Consider the following 15,918-nt stretch of genomic DNA (forward strand, 5'->3'; position numbering starts at 1 on the left):
AAGGCGAATAGCCAGCCTTACGAAGTTTTTAAAACTTCGTAAGGCTTTAAGCGAGCGACAAAACTCAAACTGACCACTCACCATTCACTACTGCCCACTCAGCACCTTATTGGTTATTTTCCAGATGATGGATCCTTTTATTGTTGATGTCATCGCGATCTATAAAAGGGTAGATATTGTTCTTTTTGGCTTCGGCATCAAACAGATCTTTTAACTCTTTGAGCTTTTCGGGATATTTTTTGGCCAGGTCAATGCGCTCGTTAAAATCTTCGTTCAGGTTGTATAGTTTCCATACATCCTTATCGTAGTTGCGCTCAGGGAGTGTTTTTCCTTGTGGGAAATTGAGCAGATCGATATTGTCCGGGCGGTGCGCAGCTTCGGCTTTCCAGCCATCTTTATAAATGGATCGGGAAGTGAAGATGTAATAGTATTGTTTGGTATGTAGTGTTGGAGCCTGCGCGTTATTAAAGGAGCTGAACAATGATTTACCCTGCAGTGTATCCTGCTTAATACCTTTAATGTACTCCGGTAGTTTTAAACCCGCGGCCTCAATGGTTGTTGGGAATATATCCGAAACGTGGCCATACTGTGTACGAATGCCGCCTTTCTCTTTGATCAATTTTGGATAATAAACAATCAGTGGATTATGTGTACCACCTTCGGCATCGGCATCAGATTTCCAGTATTTGAATGGTGTATTGGCAGCCTGCGCCCAACCCAGCGGATAATTGGTTGAAGCCTGTGGTGTGCCAATGGATTCGTAATCACTTTCATTTTTTTGGATATAATCGGCCTCAGGTGTAGTGAGCGCTGAGTTTTTAGGATTGATCACTCCGTGGAAAGTGCCCTCCTTACTGGCGCCATTATCCCCTATCATCACAAACACCAACGTATTATCAAACTGGCCAGATGCTTTCAAATAACTAATCACCCGGCCAACCTGGTGGTCGATATAGGTAAGATACCCGGCATAAACTTCCATAAAACGGGCGTACAGTTTCTGCTGATCGGGCGGCAGGCTTTTCCAGGCCTGGATGCGCTCGTTACGCTCGGGCAGCTTGGCATAAGCAGGGATATAACCTGCCTTCTTCTGGTTTTCAAAAACCTTTTGGCGATATACGTCCCAGCCCTCGTCAAATTTACCTTTGTACAGGTCGCTCCATTCCTTGGTTACCTGGTGAGGCGCGTGTGTAGCGCCTGGGGCATAATACAAAAAGAAAGGCTTGTCTGGCGCGGCTTTGTGGGCGGCATCAATATAGGCAATCGCTTTATCAGTGATCACCTCGTTCAGGTTACGGCCATCGGGTTTGATGTGGAAATTATCCTCCACCAAATGCGGCGGATTATACTGGTCGGTGGCTGATTCCAGAAAACCGATGTGGTGATCAAAACCCTTACCGGTTGGCCAACGATCAAACGGTCCAACAGCTGTGGTATCCTCATCGGGTGTTATGCCCCACTTGCCAACTGCAAACGTGCTGTAACCGTTTTCACGCAGGTTTTCGGCAATGGTACCTTTGTCAGCCGGGATACGGCCATCGTAACCTGGAAAACCTGCCGCGGTTGAGGCATGCGAAAAATTACCTACATGCACATAATGATGGTTACGCCCGGTTAATAATGACGACCTTGTAGGCGCACAAATACCTGCTGTATGGAAATTGGTATAACGCAAGCCGTTATTGGCCAGCGTATCAAAATTTGGCGTATTGATCAATCCGCCAAATGTGGCCGAAGCACCAAAGCCAACATCGTCCAGCAATATCCAGACAATATTGGGTGCGCCTTTAGGAGCCTTAAGTGGTTTAGGCCACCATTCTTTTGATTCGGCCAGGGTTTTGCCTATAACTCCTTTATAGGTTGCGGGGGTTGATGGCGGTATATTGGCCGGAGCTACGGGTCCGTATTGCGCCGCGGCCGGCAACGCAAAACCCAGGGCAATTACCATCGCCACGAGCGTTTTTTTGTGTGTTTGTTTCATATGGATAGCTTTTATATTATTGGATTAATACCTTCTGATCTAATTTATCACGCGTCATTGCGAGGTACGAAGCAATCTCTACACAAGCAGATTAACTTTGCATATTTGCTCTGTACAGCATAGAGATTGCTTCGTACCTCGCAATGACGTGTTTTTTGTTTTTTATCCTTGCTCTTTGTTCCAAAAATCCTTGTTCCCCCAATTATTTCTTATAATTCTGATGAATCCTGCGGTGATACACATCGTACCAGTCGATAAATGGATACAGGTTGTTCTTTTGGGCCTGCTCCTCGAATACCGCTTTCAGTTCTTTTAATTTTTCGGGATACTTCTTGGCCAGGTCAACACGCTCGTTAAAGTCATCATTCAGGTTATAAAGCTCCCATACATCATTATCAAAGCTGATATCGGGCACATCTTTGCCGACAGTAAAATCGTTCAACTCCACATAATCCGGATGGTGCGCCGCCTCAGCTTTCCATCCATCACTATAAATGGAGCGAGAGCCAAATATGTAGTAATGCTGTATTTTGTGTTTGTTGGCTGCTTCCGGATGATCAAAGGAATAAACCAGCGATGTACCTTGCAGCGTATCCTGCTTAATACCCCTGATATACTCCGGCAATTTAATGCCGGTGTACTCTAATGTAGTTGGCAATACGTCGATCACGTGGCCGTACTGTGTGCGGATGGTTCCTTTATCCTTAATACCTTTTGGATAGTAAACGATAAGCGGGTTACGGGTACCACCTTCAGAGTTGGCATCCTGTTTCCAGTATTTGAATGGCGTATTGGCCGCTTGTGCCCATCCCAGCGGATAATTGGTAGAAGCCTGCGGCGTGCCGATATCATCAATATCCTCGATATTGGTTTTGAGGTAGGGAGCCTCGGCAAGCACCCTGGAAGAGTTCTTTTTGGGGTTGATCTCGCCGTGCAGTGTGCCTTCCTTACTGGCTCCGTTATCACCAATGATCACAAATACCAGGGTATTATCCAGCTGACCGCTTTGTTTCAGGTAATCCAACAAACGACCAACCTCGTGATCGGTATAGGTTAAATAACCGGCATACACTTCCATAAAACGGGCGTATAGTTTTTGCTCGGCCGGCGGAAGCGATTTCCAGGAAGGGATACGGGTATTGCGTTCGGGCAATTTAGCGTAAGCAGGTATAATGCCCAGTTTTTTCTGCCTTGCGATCACTTTTTCGCGAAAATCATCCCATCCAGAATCAAACTGACCTTTGTACAGATCGCTCCACTCCTTGGCTACCTGGTGCGGCGAATGGGTTGCTCCCGGCGCGTAATACAGGAAGAAAGGTTTATCAGGCGCTACTTTATGCTGACGGGTAAGATAAAAGATAGCCTTATCGGTGATCTGCTCGTTCAGGTGGCGGCCATCGGGTGTTACGTGTGCGTTATCTTCTACCAGGTCAGGTTTGTACTGATCTGTTGCCGAACCCAGGAATCCGAAGAAATGATCAAAACCTTTGCCCGTTGGCCAGCGGTCAAAAGGGCCGGCATCGGTAGCGTCTTCATCAGGTGTTAAACCGTATTTGCCCACGGCAAAGGTGTTGTAACCGTTCTCTCTTAATATTTCAGCAACCGTTCCTTTATCAGATGGTATGCGGCCATCATAACCGGGGAACCCGGCTGATAAAACCACATGCGAAAATCCGCCCTCGTGCACATAATGGTGATTACGCCCGGTAAGCAGAGCCGAACGTGTAGGCGCGCAGATACCTGCCGTATGGAAATTGGTATAACGCAAACCATTGTTGGCCAGCGTATCAAAATTGGGTGTTTTGATGATGCCGCCAAAGGTGCTTGTAGCGCCAAAGCCTACGTCATCCAGCAATATCCACAACACATTTGGCGCACCGGCAGGCGCTTTATGAGGCTCGGGCCACCACTCCTTTGAATCATTAAGCGTTTTCCCTACAGTGCCGCCAAATGGCTGGGTATTTTGAGCCTTTACACTTTGCAAACCGAGTATGCTGATAAGCACGGCAACAGGCCATATTTTACCGCCACCCGGTTTAAAATACCGGGGTGGCTTTGGGGTGAGTACTTTTAAATGTATCATGATATGATTTTATTTTTAGATGTTAATTATTGTACCGGGAAACCGGCTTTAGTTAAACTGTCAAGCGCCCCGATGTTATAGCTCAAATGATAGCCCAGTGTTTGCAGGGAATCGGCTGCCCGGCCGCTCCGATTCCCCGAATGACAATAAAGATAGATGGATTTGTTTTTATCCAATTTCCTGATCTGGTCGGCAAAATCGGCCGATTTGATATTGATATTTGCAGCGTATTGCAGATGTTTCTGATTGTATTCCTCGGGAGTACGCACATCTATCAGGTAGGCTTTGCCTTGTGCCACGTCATCGAGCAGTTTTCTTTCTACCGAGGGTGTTACCGCAATCTTATCCGACTTTTTTTGCACATATGCTAACTGTTGCGCCCGTAAAGCGGTATTTGCCGAAAACAGCAATAAGCTGATGATGATTAACTTTTTCATATATATTTTTTCATGTGATCAATTAAAAAGGATGTCATGCTGAGCTCCGTCGAAGCATGGTGGGCAAGCCTCTGCGCACGCCCCTTCGACAAGCTCAGGGTGACAGGCCCCTTGTTTAGGGTAATAAGACATCTGGTTCCAGAATCGACTCACCCGGTCTACGCTTCGCTGGACCACCCTCTCTTCGCCTCCGGCGGAAAGAGGGTAGAAAAAAAGCTTACCGCAACCCTCTTTCCAGCGAAGCTGAAGAGAGGGTCGACAAGCGTAGCGATGTCGGGGTGAGTCGACATCGCGTTTAAGGCTTGCTCCATGTCTTGTCATAGGCTGTTCCTCTTTTGATATTCTATTTTTTCAATACTACTCCGCATAACTTGATCTGAACTTGATACCCCATTTACCATTTTCTTTGGTAAGGATATATAATGACTCGAAATGACCTATCAGGCTGCCATCAGCCCGATACCTTGAAAACTCTGTATCCACATGCACCTTATCTGCCGAAGCCTGAATAATGTTGCGGTGATCCCATTGGCTATGATCCCAGCCGGTCTTTTTCAGCTCGCCAAACACTTTGGCCGAGTCACGAAGACCTGCTTTTTCCAGTACCGACATTTTGCCGCTGGCCAACCGGTAATGCGGGAATTGATAGGTACGTTCCCAGCCGGCCAGGTCTTTAGCATTAAAAGTGGTCATGTACTCATCAAGCACCTGCAACACAGCCACGCTTACCCTGGGGTCAACCTCGTGCGAACCCTGACCCGTTGCCGGCGACTGTGCGAAGACCGTGGTTAATCCGCTGATGAACATTACAAAAACGACAATTATTTTTTTCATAGCATTGATATTTAATCGTTTAACTATTCAGAGCCTCACCCTGCCCTCTCCAAAGGAGAGGGTTCTGAAATCCTGTTTTAAAGCCCTCACCTTTGGAGAGGGTTGGGCGAGACTTTACTGCCAGCCCGGGTTTTGTGTAAGCTTACCGTTACTGTTATCAATTTCCTGCTGTGGTATCGGGAACAGGTAAAATTTGCCTGCTACCCCTTTAGTCACATTAGTTTTGCCCACTTTAAGCAGGCTGGCTTCCAGTATACCATTGCCGTTGGCGTCACGCTCACGAATCAGGTCGAACCAGCGCTGGTACTCGAACACAAATTCAAGGCGTCGCTCCAGGTAAACCGCATCACGGAATTGTGCCTGTGTCAAACCCGAAAGGTCATCAAGTCCGGCGCGTTTGCGCACCCGGTTAACAGAGGTATATGCTTTGGTAGTTGGCCCGTTTAGTTCATTTTCTGCCTCGGCATGGATCAGCAATACTTCCGAAAAGCGGATAATCGGCACGTTAGCACCCGACTCCGCCTCGTTGGCCACCACATTGGGATCGTAATATTTATTAAAGAATGGTGTGGAATCGCCGGGGATGGTATTGTCATTCAACTTACCATACCAAAGGTTAGTGCTGGGGCTCTGGAAACGGGTCACAAAGCTTATGCGCTTTCTTTTATCATTGGCAGAGTACAATTTATAAATGCTGAAGAATTTATCTACCCCACCTGGTTTGGTAGCATCAGGCACAGAATAAAACACCACCTGGTCGGCGTAGCTGCTTACCATACCGGGTATGGCGTTCAGGATAGCCCGCGGCGCCTGGTTATTGCCTTGTCCCTGCGAGTTGGCTTTGAATTGAGCCGAAAATATATGCTCTTTACCATTTTTGGAAGCCGGCAAAAACACATCTGCATAATTGGTGAACAAATCATAACCATACGGGCCATTGATCACCACTTCGGCCTGCGTTACGGCTTTGGCCCATTGGCGCTCAGTTAAATAAACTTTGGCCAGCAGTGCATTAGCGGCTCCGGCGGTTGCCCTGCCCAGATCGGCTCCGGTGTAGGCGTTTGGCAGATCGGTGGCTGCCGCCGTCAGATCGGTTTCTATTTGCTTGTAAACTGTAGCGACAGCCGTTCTGGGCACCTGCAGATCAGACAGATTAATAGAAGTTTGATCATGCAGCACCAGCGGTACATCGCCATATAAACGCACCAGGTTAAAGTAATACAGGGCACGTAAAAACTTAGCTTCAGCCACCAGTCGTTTGTTCAGGGTAGCGTCAAACTGAATATGCGGGATAGTATCAATAGCAATATTGGCTTTCTTGATAGCCGCGTAATGCTGCTGCCAGATCTGCAGGATGCGCAAACCCGATGATGCATGCCCCAGCACAGCCTGTGAACGCACATCGGCATTGGTAGCCCCCGGACCAGGTCCTTCGTCATCGGCCATAAAGTTCATGCCTGTATTAAACAGGGTATTGTATGGTGTTTGTATGGAGTTGGAGCCCGCGTTTAACAACGAGTACGCGGCAGTAACCGCGGCCACCGCGTCGGCCTGTGTTTTATAGAACTGGTTTGCCGGAATGAATGATCGCGGATCTTCATTCAGCTTGGCGCAGGATGTGGCGCCAAAAGCAAGCAGTATAACGAAATATTTAATGTTATGAAGTTTCATGTTTGATCATATTATAAGGTGATACCTAACCCGGCAATAATGGATTTGCTGTTGGGGTAAGCCCCGTTATCGACACCAGCTGTAATGGCCGACTGTTCGTTACTGCTCACCTCCGGATCATACCCGGTGTATTTAGTCCAGGTGGCCAGGTTTTGCGCGGTAAGGAATATCCTGATCTTTTTGATAGGCGATTTGGACACTACTGATGTTGGGATGGTGTAACCCAGACTCAGGCTTTTTAAGCGCAGGTATGAGCCGTTTTCGATAAATCGGTCAGAAATGGTTGGCGCCGGATCCTGGAACGCGCTATGCACATCAGTATTGGTGTTGGTTGGTGTCCAGCGGTTTAGTAAGGCAGTGGTTGCATTGGTATAGCCCGTGCCCAGTTCCAGTACGTTTCGCTGTTGGTTGTAGATCTTGTTACCATACGAACCCTGCAGGAAGATACTCAGGTCGATACCTTTGTAGGAAAAGGTGTTGGTTAAGCCGCCGGTAAACTTAGGCTGTGCGTTACCCAGGATCACTCTATCTGCAGATTGCGTGATTTTGCCATCGCCATTGATATCCACATAAGCCTGCCCACCCGGTGAGGTATTGGCCGCCGGGGTTAATGCCGGGCCACCCGCCTTGATCAGTCCGTTGGTTTTGTACCCGATGAATGAACCGATAGGCTCTCCTACTTTTAAAATAGATGGCAGCGACGAATCCGGGATGAATTGATTTACCCCATTACCACCCAAACTCAGCACTTTATTGCGGTTCACTGCGAATACCAGGCTGGTGTTCCATACAAATGAACCGGTAAGGTTATGCGAGTTGACACTCAACTCAAAGCCTTTATTTTGCACCGAACCCACGTTTTCATACTGCTGCGGATTGGTGATAGCGGTATTGGTAATAATGGTTAGTCCGCTGGTAGCTGGCAGCGGCAGGTATAACAGCAGGTTGGTTGTCTTTTTGTAATAGACATCGGCGGTAACGGTGATCCTGTCTTTCAGCAGGCCCAGGTCGAAGCCAAAATCATATTGGCTTGTTTTTTCCCAGGTAAGGTTGGGATTGGCCAAACTGTTGGGCGCAAAACCAGCTACGGTGGTGTTACCAAAGTTGTAGCGGTAATAACCCAGTTGTGAGAATGACTGGTATGCCGGGATATCACTGTTACCGGTTTGCCCGGCACTCAACCTGAATTTAAGCTGACTGATCTGCTCCACATTTTTCAGGAAATTTTCGCTGGAAGCATTCCAGGCGATGGCGGCCGACGGGAACGATGCCCATTGATGCCCCGGTGCAAATTTGGAAGAACCATCGGCACGTAAGGTTAATGTTAACAGGTATTTGCTGTCAAAACCATAGTTAACACGGGCCAGGTATGATTTTAAAGCCCATATATTGGACGATGATGATGGCGCAATAGCAAAACCACCTGCCGAAATGGAGGTGATACTCCCCGAACCCAGGTTGTTGTAGGCATCATAATCGCTCACAAAGCCAGATGAACCGGTAATGGCACCTTCGGCTTTAAATTTTTGCTGAGTAAAACCTGCTAATACGGTCAGATTATGACGATCCAGCTTTTTGGTATAGGTCAGCGTGTTTTCGTTAAGCCAGTTAAAGGAATTCAGCGTACCTACTTCGCCGATGCCTGAGTAGCCTGAACCTTCGTACACCGTGGAGGGCAGGTAGCGGTTCTGTTTGTTGTCGATCAGGTCGATACCGGCTAAAACACGCGCAGTAAGGTCGGTAGTGATCTTGTAATCACCCGCGATATTACCTAAAACCCTGCTGGTAGTAGTTGTATTGAGTTGATTATACAGCGTATTGATGGGATTGCCATAAGTACCCTCAAATATGTTTTTCATAAAGAAAGATCCATCCGCATTGTATACCGGCGTGGTGGGCGTCATCAGCAATATGGCCGGGACAACTCCTGCCGGCGCTACCTGCGCGCTGATACGGCTGCCGGTGATATAGGATGATATTTTAAACCTGTCGTTATAATCATGCTCCACATTCACACGACCGGCAAAACGCTCAAAATTGGTATTTTGCAGTATACCGTCCTGCTTCATGTAATTGCCCGAGAACGCCAGGCGGGTACGGTCTGTCCCCGAAAGGATAGACAGGTTATGGTTTTGCGTATTCCCTTCCCGGAAGGCAGCCTTTTGCCAGTCGGTATTCACATTAAAAGGATTGAGTTGGGCGGCAGTTTGTGGTGATTTGTTTGAATTAACCAGGGCGTCGTTACGCAAGGCCCCCCATTGATCGGAGTTAAGTAATGGGATAGTCTTGATCACGCTTTGCCAGCCGTAGCTGCCATCGTAATTGATGGACGATACACCCGATTTACCTTTTTTGGTGGTGATGATGATCACACCATTAGCACCACGTGTTCCGTATATGGCTGTCGCCGAGGCATCTTTCAGCACCTCGATGTTTTCAATATCAGAAGTACTCAATGAAGCCAAAGGATTGATCTTAGGGCCATTGGTTACACCGGCATCGGTAAGGGAATTACTGTTTGAGGTTGGGAAACCGTCAATAATATACAGTGGTTCAGCCACCGCGTTAATGGAGTTCACACCGCGGATCTGTACCGTTACCCCTGCTCCGGGTTGCCCGGTGGCCTGGGTTACCTGTATGCCCGAGATGGTACCCTGCAGGGCCCTATCCAACGAAGGAATGGGCTGTTTGAGCGCCAGTTGTGGTACTGATGCCACCGAACCGGTGATGTCCTTACGTTTTTGAGAGCCGTAGCCCACCACAACTACCTGGTTCAGCAGGCTTTGCGCGTCTTTCATCCGGATCTCTACGGGACTGCCATCGGCAATAAACGACTGTGTTTCGTAACCTATAAAGGTTATAATAAGTTTGTATGGAAACTTCTGACCGGTAACAAAACTAAATTTCCCCTGAACATCTGTCGAAACAACGTGTGTTGTCCCCTCTATACGTACTACCGCGCCGGGCAATGGCTCTTTGGTGGAACCATCAATTACCCTGCCTACCAGTTTTGAATTGATGATAGGCTGTGTTTCCTGGGCAAAAACAATAATGGGGAGCAGTAAAGCTAATGCTGAAATAAATAAGAGTTTTTTCATATCGCCTGGTAGTTTAAGTTGGTGAATAAACCAGACGATAAAGCGGCTTTTGATATAAGCCCGCCACCGGCGTACCGGTAGTAAATACCTGCGGCTATGGCCGTGACCAGGTGAACAAGCCGGGGTTGGGGCAATAGAAAGCCCTGCCCAACTTTTGCAATATTTTGCATAAATTTGAATAGTTTAAAATGACACCATTGAAGCAGGCTCAACGCCAATCGATCCCTGTTTCGTTGTTTTAATTCTGGAGGGAAAAGCGATTGCTTTTCCCTTATTTATGTTATGTTATTATTTTTTCATATGCCTTTGTTCTTTAATGTTTATCAATTCCCTCTTGAGAGGGCAGGGTGTCATGCTGAGCTCCGTCGAAGCATGGTGGGCAGGCCTCTGCGCTCTACCCTTCGACGGAGCTCAGGGTGACACCCTCACTTTTTATTACTAATTTTTCACGCACCTGAAACCCAGGTGCTCCATCCCACTGTCTTCGGTGGTTTTCATCCTCCGGGCTACCCTGAAACCCGAGCAATAGCTATCGTTACATAAAAACGAACCACCTCTTACTACCCTTTTTATTGCGTAAGGCTCATCTGGATCGTATGATTTTGATGGACCTTCGGGATTTTTCACCCCCTCGGGTTTGTTGATGGTATTGTAATACCGGTAATCATACAGATCGGCGCACCATTCCCAAACATTGCCGGCCATATCGTACAAACCATAGCCGTTGGCGGCAAATGAACTTACCGGCGCTGTATAATAGAACTTGTCGCGCTGGGTATTCCGGTATGGAAAATCGCCCTCCCAAATATTGGCCTTAGGCTTACCATCGGTCACTTTCTCGTTTCCCCATGGATATATGTTATCATTCAACCCACCCCTGGCGGCGTGTTCCCATTCCGCTTCTGTCGGCAAGCGTTTGCCAGCCCACTTGCTATAGGCTACGGCATCATAGTATGACACCTGTGTTACCGGGTAATTGCCTTTGCCCTTGATATCGCTGCCCGGGCCATGCGGATGTTTCCAGCTGGCGCCTTTTTTCCAGGTCCACCACTGGCTGTAATCACTTAGTGATACGGGTTGTTTCGAGGGCACAAATACCAACGATGCAGCCACCAGCAAACTATCCGCCGGTTTTTCGGTACCGGGGGGCAATTGTTTTTTAAGCACGTTCCAATCCGGTTTTTGTTCGGCCGTGGTTATGTAGCCGGTAGCTTTTACAAATTGTTCAAATTGCGCGTTGGTTACTTCCGTCCTATCCATCCAAAAGCCATCCACAGTAACTTTATGTTTTGGATATTCGTCCTTTTCGGCCTGGCTGTTGTCCGCCCCCATCCTGAAAGTACCTGCCGGTATCCAAACCATCCCACTGTGACTGGTATCGGGCCCGTTCATCACAGCCGCCCCCGCTAAAGGGGTTGGTTTAAACCGGCTGGGAATGTTCGATTCGCAGCATATCGCCTTCTTTTTATTCGACGCCGCGCTGTCGGTTGTAACAACAGCTTTAGCCTTGTCTTTTTGCTTACAGGCAGAAAACAAAATCGAACCAGCAATCACAACTATCAGTACCTGGGAAATTCTTTTAAGATTCATATTTATTATAGAGTCGAGATATAAGAATCAAGAGTCAAGATGAGAAATTAACCTACAACAATTATTTTTGTCTCGATTCCTGATCCTTATATCTTGATTCCCGCTAAGCTTTTACCGGCTGTAAGTTATATGTTTCTTCAGAAATTTCCTGCTCCACGTTCTCTCGTTTTTCGGGACGATATAACTGATGTTCCTGTAAGGGCACATCTTCCCTAACCATTTGGCCATCGGCTGCCAACTCGCTTCCGGCTACTTTTGATTTAAAAATAGGCCATAACAGCTGCGCATACCATTGATCGCCTTCATAGTGCGATATACCATAAGCTTTTGGATACTGACGCGAAATATGCGCCGTACCAAATATCACATCCCATAAAAAAAACATATTGCCAAAGTTGCCTTTGTAATAGCCCACGCCATCATCGGTAGTAGCGGCATGGTGCGCATGGTGCGTTGCCGGCGTAGATATGGTACGCTCCAACACCCAGGCCAGCGGGTGCAGCACTTTGTACTGATAAAAAGGCTTATCCCATGGAATACTGGAATGTGCCAGCGTGGTAATAGTACCCTTGATGCCTTTTACTACGATAGCCGGAATGCCCAGGCCCAGATAAACCAGCGCGGTAGTTAAATAAGTTTGCGAAAAAAACAAGGTATAGATCACATTTTGCCTGCTGGCCATAGCCATCCCCATATACGATGCCGAGTGGTGCGTACGGTGAAAACGCCACAACCATGGCACTTCATGATGTAGCCGGTGGTACCAGTATTGGGTCAGGTCGTCGGCAACGGCTATAATGATGAAACCCCAGAAAAAGGGAACCCAGTCAAAAGCGTTTTTGAAACCAGGTAGCAGAAACGGCAAAACTTTCAATCCGTAATAAGCTACTACCGGTTTAACAATCAGTTTGGGGATGGTAAAGCAGGCAATATCTACCCAGCGTTCGTTCTTGTTCCAGCGTTTTTTATACAGGCCAAACGAAAACTCCAACACCCCGAGCACCAGCACCAGAACGGAAAAACCGTATCCGTTCAGGTTATCAATTACTTTTTTTATCAGTTCAATCATGGTATTTATGTTTAAGGATTTTCAGATTTAGTTTTTTCGGCAGGCTGGGCTGTTTTTTGCACCTGTTTTTTCTTTTCCCATGGGCGCTGCCCGGTAAAGTAAAAAGTAACAAACATGAGCACTAAAGGCAATGCGTACAGTGCCAGGCTCAGCAGGGCATTTTTAATAATGCGTGTCTTTTTGGCTTCTTCCAGTTTCATGATGCGGTTGATTTAGTTTGTGTTGTGGATGCCGGGACAGATTTATGATTATCAGACAGCAGCTTTTGCGTAAGCCATAATCCGCCAAAAATGATCACAAAGGGAATCAGGGTGATGATCACCCCTACCAGTATCTTTTTTCCCAGCAAGGAAACGTCGTTAAGGGTCATAATAGTAGTATTTTTTTATATATGGTTATTTAAAAAGCAGGTAAAAAGGGCAAAGCCAATCATGCACAGATGGTCATGCCGTATATAAAATGGTATAAGAATAATTTGTAGAAATCAGATCATTACCGGCAGGCAACAATCGCAGAGAAAGACAGATCCTCTAACGCCTGGATCAACAGCAACAACAAAAACGACGGAAAATAGCAGTTTGCATTTGATAAGCAGCAAAGCCGGAATTGGTGGTTGGGTCGGGTTGCATTTTCTGGAGCTTTTAAAACAGTTTTACGTTGTATTTTTTTATCTCTCCGGCAAATGTATATAATTGTTTTTTAAATAACTACTAATTCTATAGAATTTATGTATAAACTATACATTTTTATGAATTTCGTAGTGTTTTTACAAAAAACATGGCAAAAATCATGTTCTAAAGTGTTTAAAACCCATGAAAATTAAGTATTTGTAAATGGATTTATGAGGGGTTTTAATTATTGAATTAGTGATTTAGTGAATTATTGATTTCTTTTCCCGTTCAGCAGATAAGCTTTGGGAGAAAATCTGAACCATGATTAATGGATTTAAAGATTAGCTTGATCTATTGTCATACCATCTTACAAGTTTGTCATCCTGAGGAACGAAGGATCTTCTTCAATATACACGAAGTACAATAGATGCTTCACTCCGTTCAGCATGACAAAAATGCGGGTATTTTTAATTATTGAATTAGTGATTGAAGCCCTTCCCCGTCAGCAGATAAGCTTCGGGCGAAAGCGGGTAGAACGATGGTGGGCGGTGCAGCTGCGGGGCATAGCAAGTTTTTGCTGAAGCGTGGGGAAATGTACGAACGAAGTTGGGCAAAATAATTGCAGCCCTGGTTCTGCCCTATTTGCCGGGTAAAGGCTATGTGCGGCAAAGAAGCATTTCTGCTGAAGCCTTTTTGGTTACTTTTGTGGCGACATACGGCGAAGCCTTCTTGAGTACCAAAAAAAACAAACCACAACGAAAAACGTGACTGGCCCTCCCGCGGCCAAGAGCGGATATACGCCATACATTTACGCTCTGTACAATATGCGATTGCCACACTGCGCTCGTAAAATGACGCGTGGAAATAATGCGGTCTACGATAGGCATTATTCGCTCTGTATAGTATGCGATTGCCACGCTGCGCTCGCAATGACATGTTTTTTGAAGAACTGCAATAGATTTGAGAATCTATCACGGTATCAATCCTACAACCGTATTAATAATCAAATTAAATACATCGCTTTTAAACTGGTCAACAGTAACTTCGGCAAGGCCGGCTTGCTTCAAGGCTATCATTTTTATTTCATCGGCCTGGCCCAGTACCAGGTCGCTGAAATCGTCTTTGCTGATGTCGCCATTGGCTAACTGTTTTGTCCAGGTCTTCAAGTCGTCTTTCAGATCGTTCAGGATCGCCTGCCCATCGGCTGTTGCCTGGGTGATAAATTCCTTTAAACTGTTGCTCGCCAGGTCGGCTATACCCTGCTTAAGCGTAGCCAATACGTTTTTAAAATTTATTGCCATAATTCAATTTATTGGGTTACCTGCGCAGGTTTTATCTTTTTACTTTCCAGTTCGGCTATCTGGTCAAAGGAGTTACTGATCTGTTTCTTTTTATCAACGATGTAAGCCGCGTTGCATTTGCCATCCTTTTTCCATTTTACCAGGAAACCGCCAAAAAGGTGCCCCTGGGGGTCGTTTAGGATAGTCCACATTTGTGTAGTGATCTCGTTATGCGGGCGGTGCTTATCGTATTCAATGGCCTTGTCAATATTCAGCTGAAGCGCTTTTACTTCGCTTTCATGACTTGTATAATTTTCGGTAGCTTTATCCATCAGATCAAGCGCATCCACTTTTAAGGAAGTAACCTGGGTATAAGCGGTTTGATCAAAGGTTGATATGGTTGAACTGCAGCCAAAAAACAGGCAAAGCGGCAATAAGAGCGTGAGGTAAAGGCGTGTGATCTTCATAGGTAATGTTTGAGTAAAAGTAAAAAGAGTTTTCGATATAATTAAGTAAAGTTCATGAGTATTTCGCCCGATTCTGCAGCTGTGTTTGGCTACCACCGGTATATGATTGCCCTGCATGGCAACCGAGGCCCCGAGGCCCTGGGCTGGCGCGATACCGAAAGCCAGATTATCCGTTTTGATGTACTGGCTCATATGACCGATCTGAACGGCCATTCTGTACTGGATGCCGGGTGTGGCCATGGCGACCTCCGCTCCTACCTGCACGAATTGTATCCCGATGTTGTTTATTATGGCATGGAACAGATCCCGGAGCTGTTTGACGAAGCTACGCGCAGATTTCAGGACTGGGAAGCCACCGCTTTTATCCGCGGCGATTTTATGACCGATGATATGCCTGTTGCCGATTATGTAATGGCCAGCGGATCGCTCAATTACTACAATGCCGACCCTGATTTTATTTTCAAGGCCATTACCCGTTTGTATGACCATTGCAGAAAAGGCCTTGCCTTTAACCTGCTGAAACATATTATTCCCAACGGCTTGTTAGCGGCCTATAACCCCGATGTGATCATGGCCCATTGCCGGCAGCTAAGCCAACACGTGGTACTAAAAAATGATTACAGCAATGAGGATTTTACGGTTTTTATGTACCGGTAATCATTAATACAGTAAAACTTTTTAAACTTTTAAAACCCGTTAAAATCAGGCGGAAATTTGTTAAAAGTATTAGAATCGATATTTTTCGAATGCTTTTAAATCATTTTCGGTGTTTTTTTGGCTCAAAAAATGTTAAAATT

The 15,918-nt window shown here is 46.3% G+C and carries 14 protein-coding genes; 1 reads left to right on the forward strand and 13 read right to left on the reverse strand.

All coding sequences use genetic code 11. From position 1 onward, the window contains the following. Window positions 1–106: 106 nt before the first annotated feature. From ACTJKG_RS07200 to ACTJKG_RS07260, 13 genes are all read right to left on the reverse strand, one after another. On the reverse strand, window positions 107–1,981 hold the full coding sequence (locus tag ACTJKG_RS07200) for an arylsulfatase (RefSeq protein ID WP_440738779.1): 1,875 nt from the start codon (window positions 1,979–1,981) through the stop codon (window positions 107–109). A 202-nt stretch (window positions 1,982–2,183) separates the two neighbouring features. Next, entirely contained in the window at window positions 2,184–4,064 is a 1,881-nt protein-coding gene (locus ACTJKG_RS07205; protein ID WP_440738780.1) for an arylsulfatase, read from the reverse strand. A 26-nt stretch (window positions 4,065–4,090) separates the two neighbouring features. Further along, window positions 4,091–4,501, reverse strand: a complete 411-nt coding sequence (locus ACTJKG_RS07210) for a rhodanese-like domain-containing protein (RefSeq protein WP_440738781.1) — start codon at window positions 4,499–4,501, stop codon at window positions 4,091–4,093. Window positions 4,502–4,858: 357 nt separating this feature from the next. Beyond that, a complete protein-coding gene (locus ACTJKG_RS07215; RefSeq protein WP_172333015.1) occupies window positions 4,859–5,335 on the reverse strand; it encodes a hypothetical protein in 477 nt (158 codons plus the stop codon). A 114-nt stretch (window positions 5,336–5,449) separates the two neighbouring features. Continuing rightward, window positions 5,450–7,006 (reverse strand): RagB/SusD family nutrient uptake outer membrane protein, encoded by a 1,557-nt coding sequence (locus tag ACTJKG_RS07220; protein WP_440738782.1) that lies wholly within the window; start codon window positions 7,004–7,006, stop codon window positions 5,450–5,452. Between the two features lie 11 nt (window positions 7,007–7,017). Beyond that, entirely contained in the window at window positions 7,018–10,104 is a 3,087-nt protein-coding gene (locus ACTJKG_RS07225) for a SusC/RagA family TonB-linked outer membrane protein (RefSeq protein WP_440738783.1), read from the reverse strand. Further along, window positions 10,101–10,274, reverse strand: coding sequence for a hypothetical protein (locus tag ACTJKG_RS07230; protein WP_172333012.1), 174 nt, complete (start codon window positions 10,272–10,274; stop codon window positions 10,101–10,103). The genes ACTJKG_RS07225 and ACTJKG_RS07230 overlap by 4 nt, the downstream gene beginning before the upstream one ends. A gap of 268 nt (window positions 10,275–10,542) precedes the next feature. Continuing rightward, a complete protein-coding gene (locus tag ACTJKG_RS07235; RefSeq protein WP_172333011.1) occupies window positions 10,543–11,694 on the reverse strand; it encodes a formylglycine-generating enzyme family protein in 1,152 nt (383 codons plus the stop codon). A gap of 103 nt (window positions 11,695–11,797) precedes the next feature. Then, window positions 11,798–12,763, reverse strand: a complete 966-nt coding sequence (locus ACTJKG_RS07240) for a sterol desaturase family protein (protein ID WP_172333010.1) — start codon at window positions 12,761–12,763, stop codon at window positions 11,798–11,800. An 11-nt stretch (window positions 12,764–12,774) separates the two neighbouring features. Beyond that, window positions 12,775–12,963, reverse strand: a complete 189-nt coding sequence (locus ACTJKG_RS07245; RefSeq protein ID WP_172333009.1) for a hypothetical protein — start codon at window positions 12,961–12,963, stop codon at window positions 12,775–12,777. Beyond that, window positions 12,960–13,133, reverse strand: a complete 174-nt coding sequence (locus tag ACTJKG_RS07250; protein WP_172333008.1) for a hypothetical protein — start codon at window positions 13,131–13,133, stop codon at window positions 12,960–12,962. Before ACTJKG_RS07250 ends, ACTJKG_RS07245 begins: the two co-directional genes overlap by 4 nt. Window positions 13,134–14,345: 1,212 nt before the next feature. Continuing rightward, window positions 14,346–14,675: a hypothetical protein gene (locus ACTJKG_RS07255; protein ID WP_172333007.1), complete on the reverse strand. Its 330-nt coding sequence runs from the start codon at window positions 14,673–14,675 to the stop codon at window positions 14,346–14,348. Between the two features lie 8 nt (window positions 14,676–14,683). Continuing rightward, complete coding sequence (locus tag ACTJKG_RS07260; RefSeq protein WP_440738784.1) at window positions 14,684–15,121, reverse strand: hypothetical protein; 438 nt, start codon at window positions 15,119–15,121, stop codon at window positions 14,684–14,686. Between the two features lie 54 nt (window positions 15,122–15,175). On the opposite strand from ACTJKG_RS07260, the gene ACTJKG_RS07265 reads away from it, so the two are divergent. Then, a complete protein-coding gene (locus ACTJKG_RS07265; RefSeq protein ID WP_440738785.1) occupies window positions 15,176–15,778 on the forward strand; it encodes a class I SAM-dependent methyltransferase in 603 nt (200 codons plus the stop codon). The last annotated feature ends 140 nt before the right edge of the window (window positions 15,779–15,918 follow it).

Origin of the sequence: Mucilaginibacter sp. 22184, from assembly GCF_052045695.1 — a bacterium.
Lineage (GTDB): Bacteria > Bacteroidota > Bacteroidia > Sphingobacteriales > Sphingobacteriaceae > Mucilaginibacter.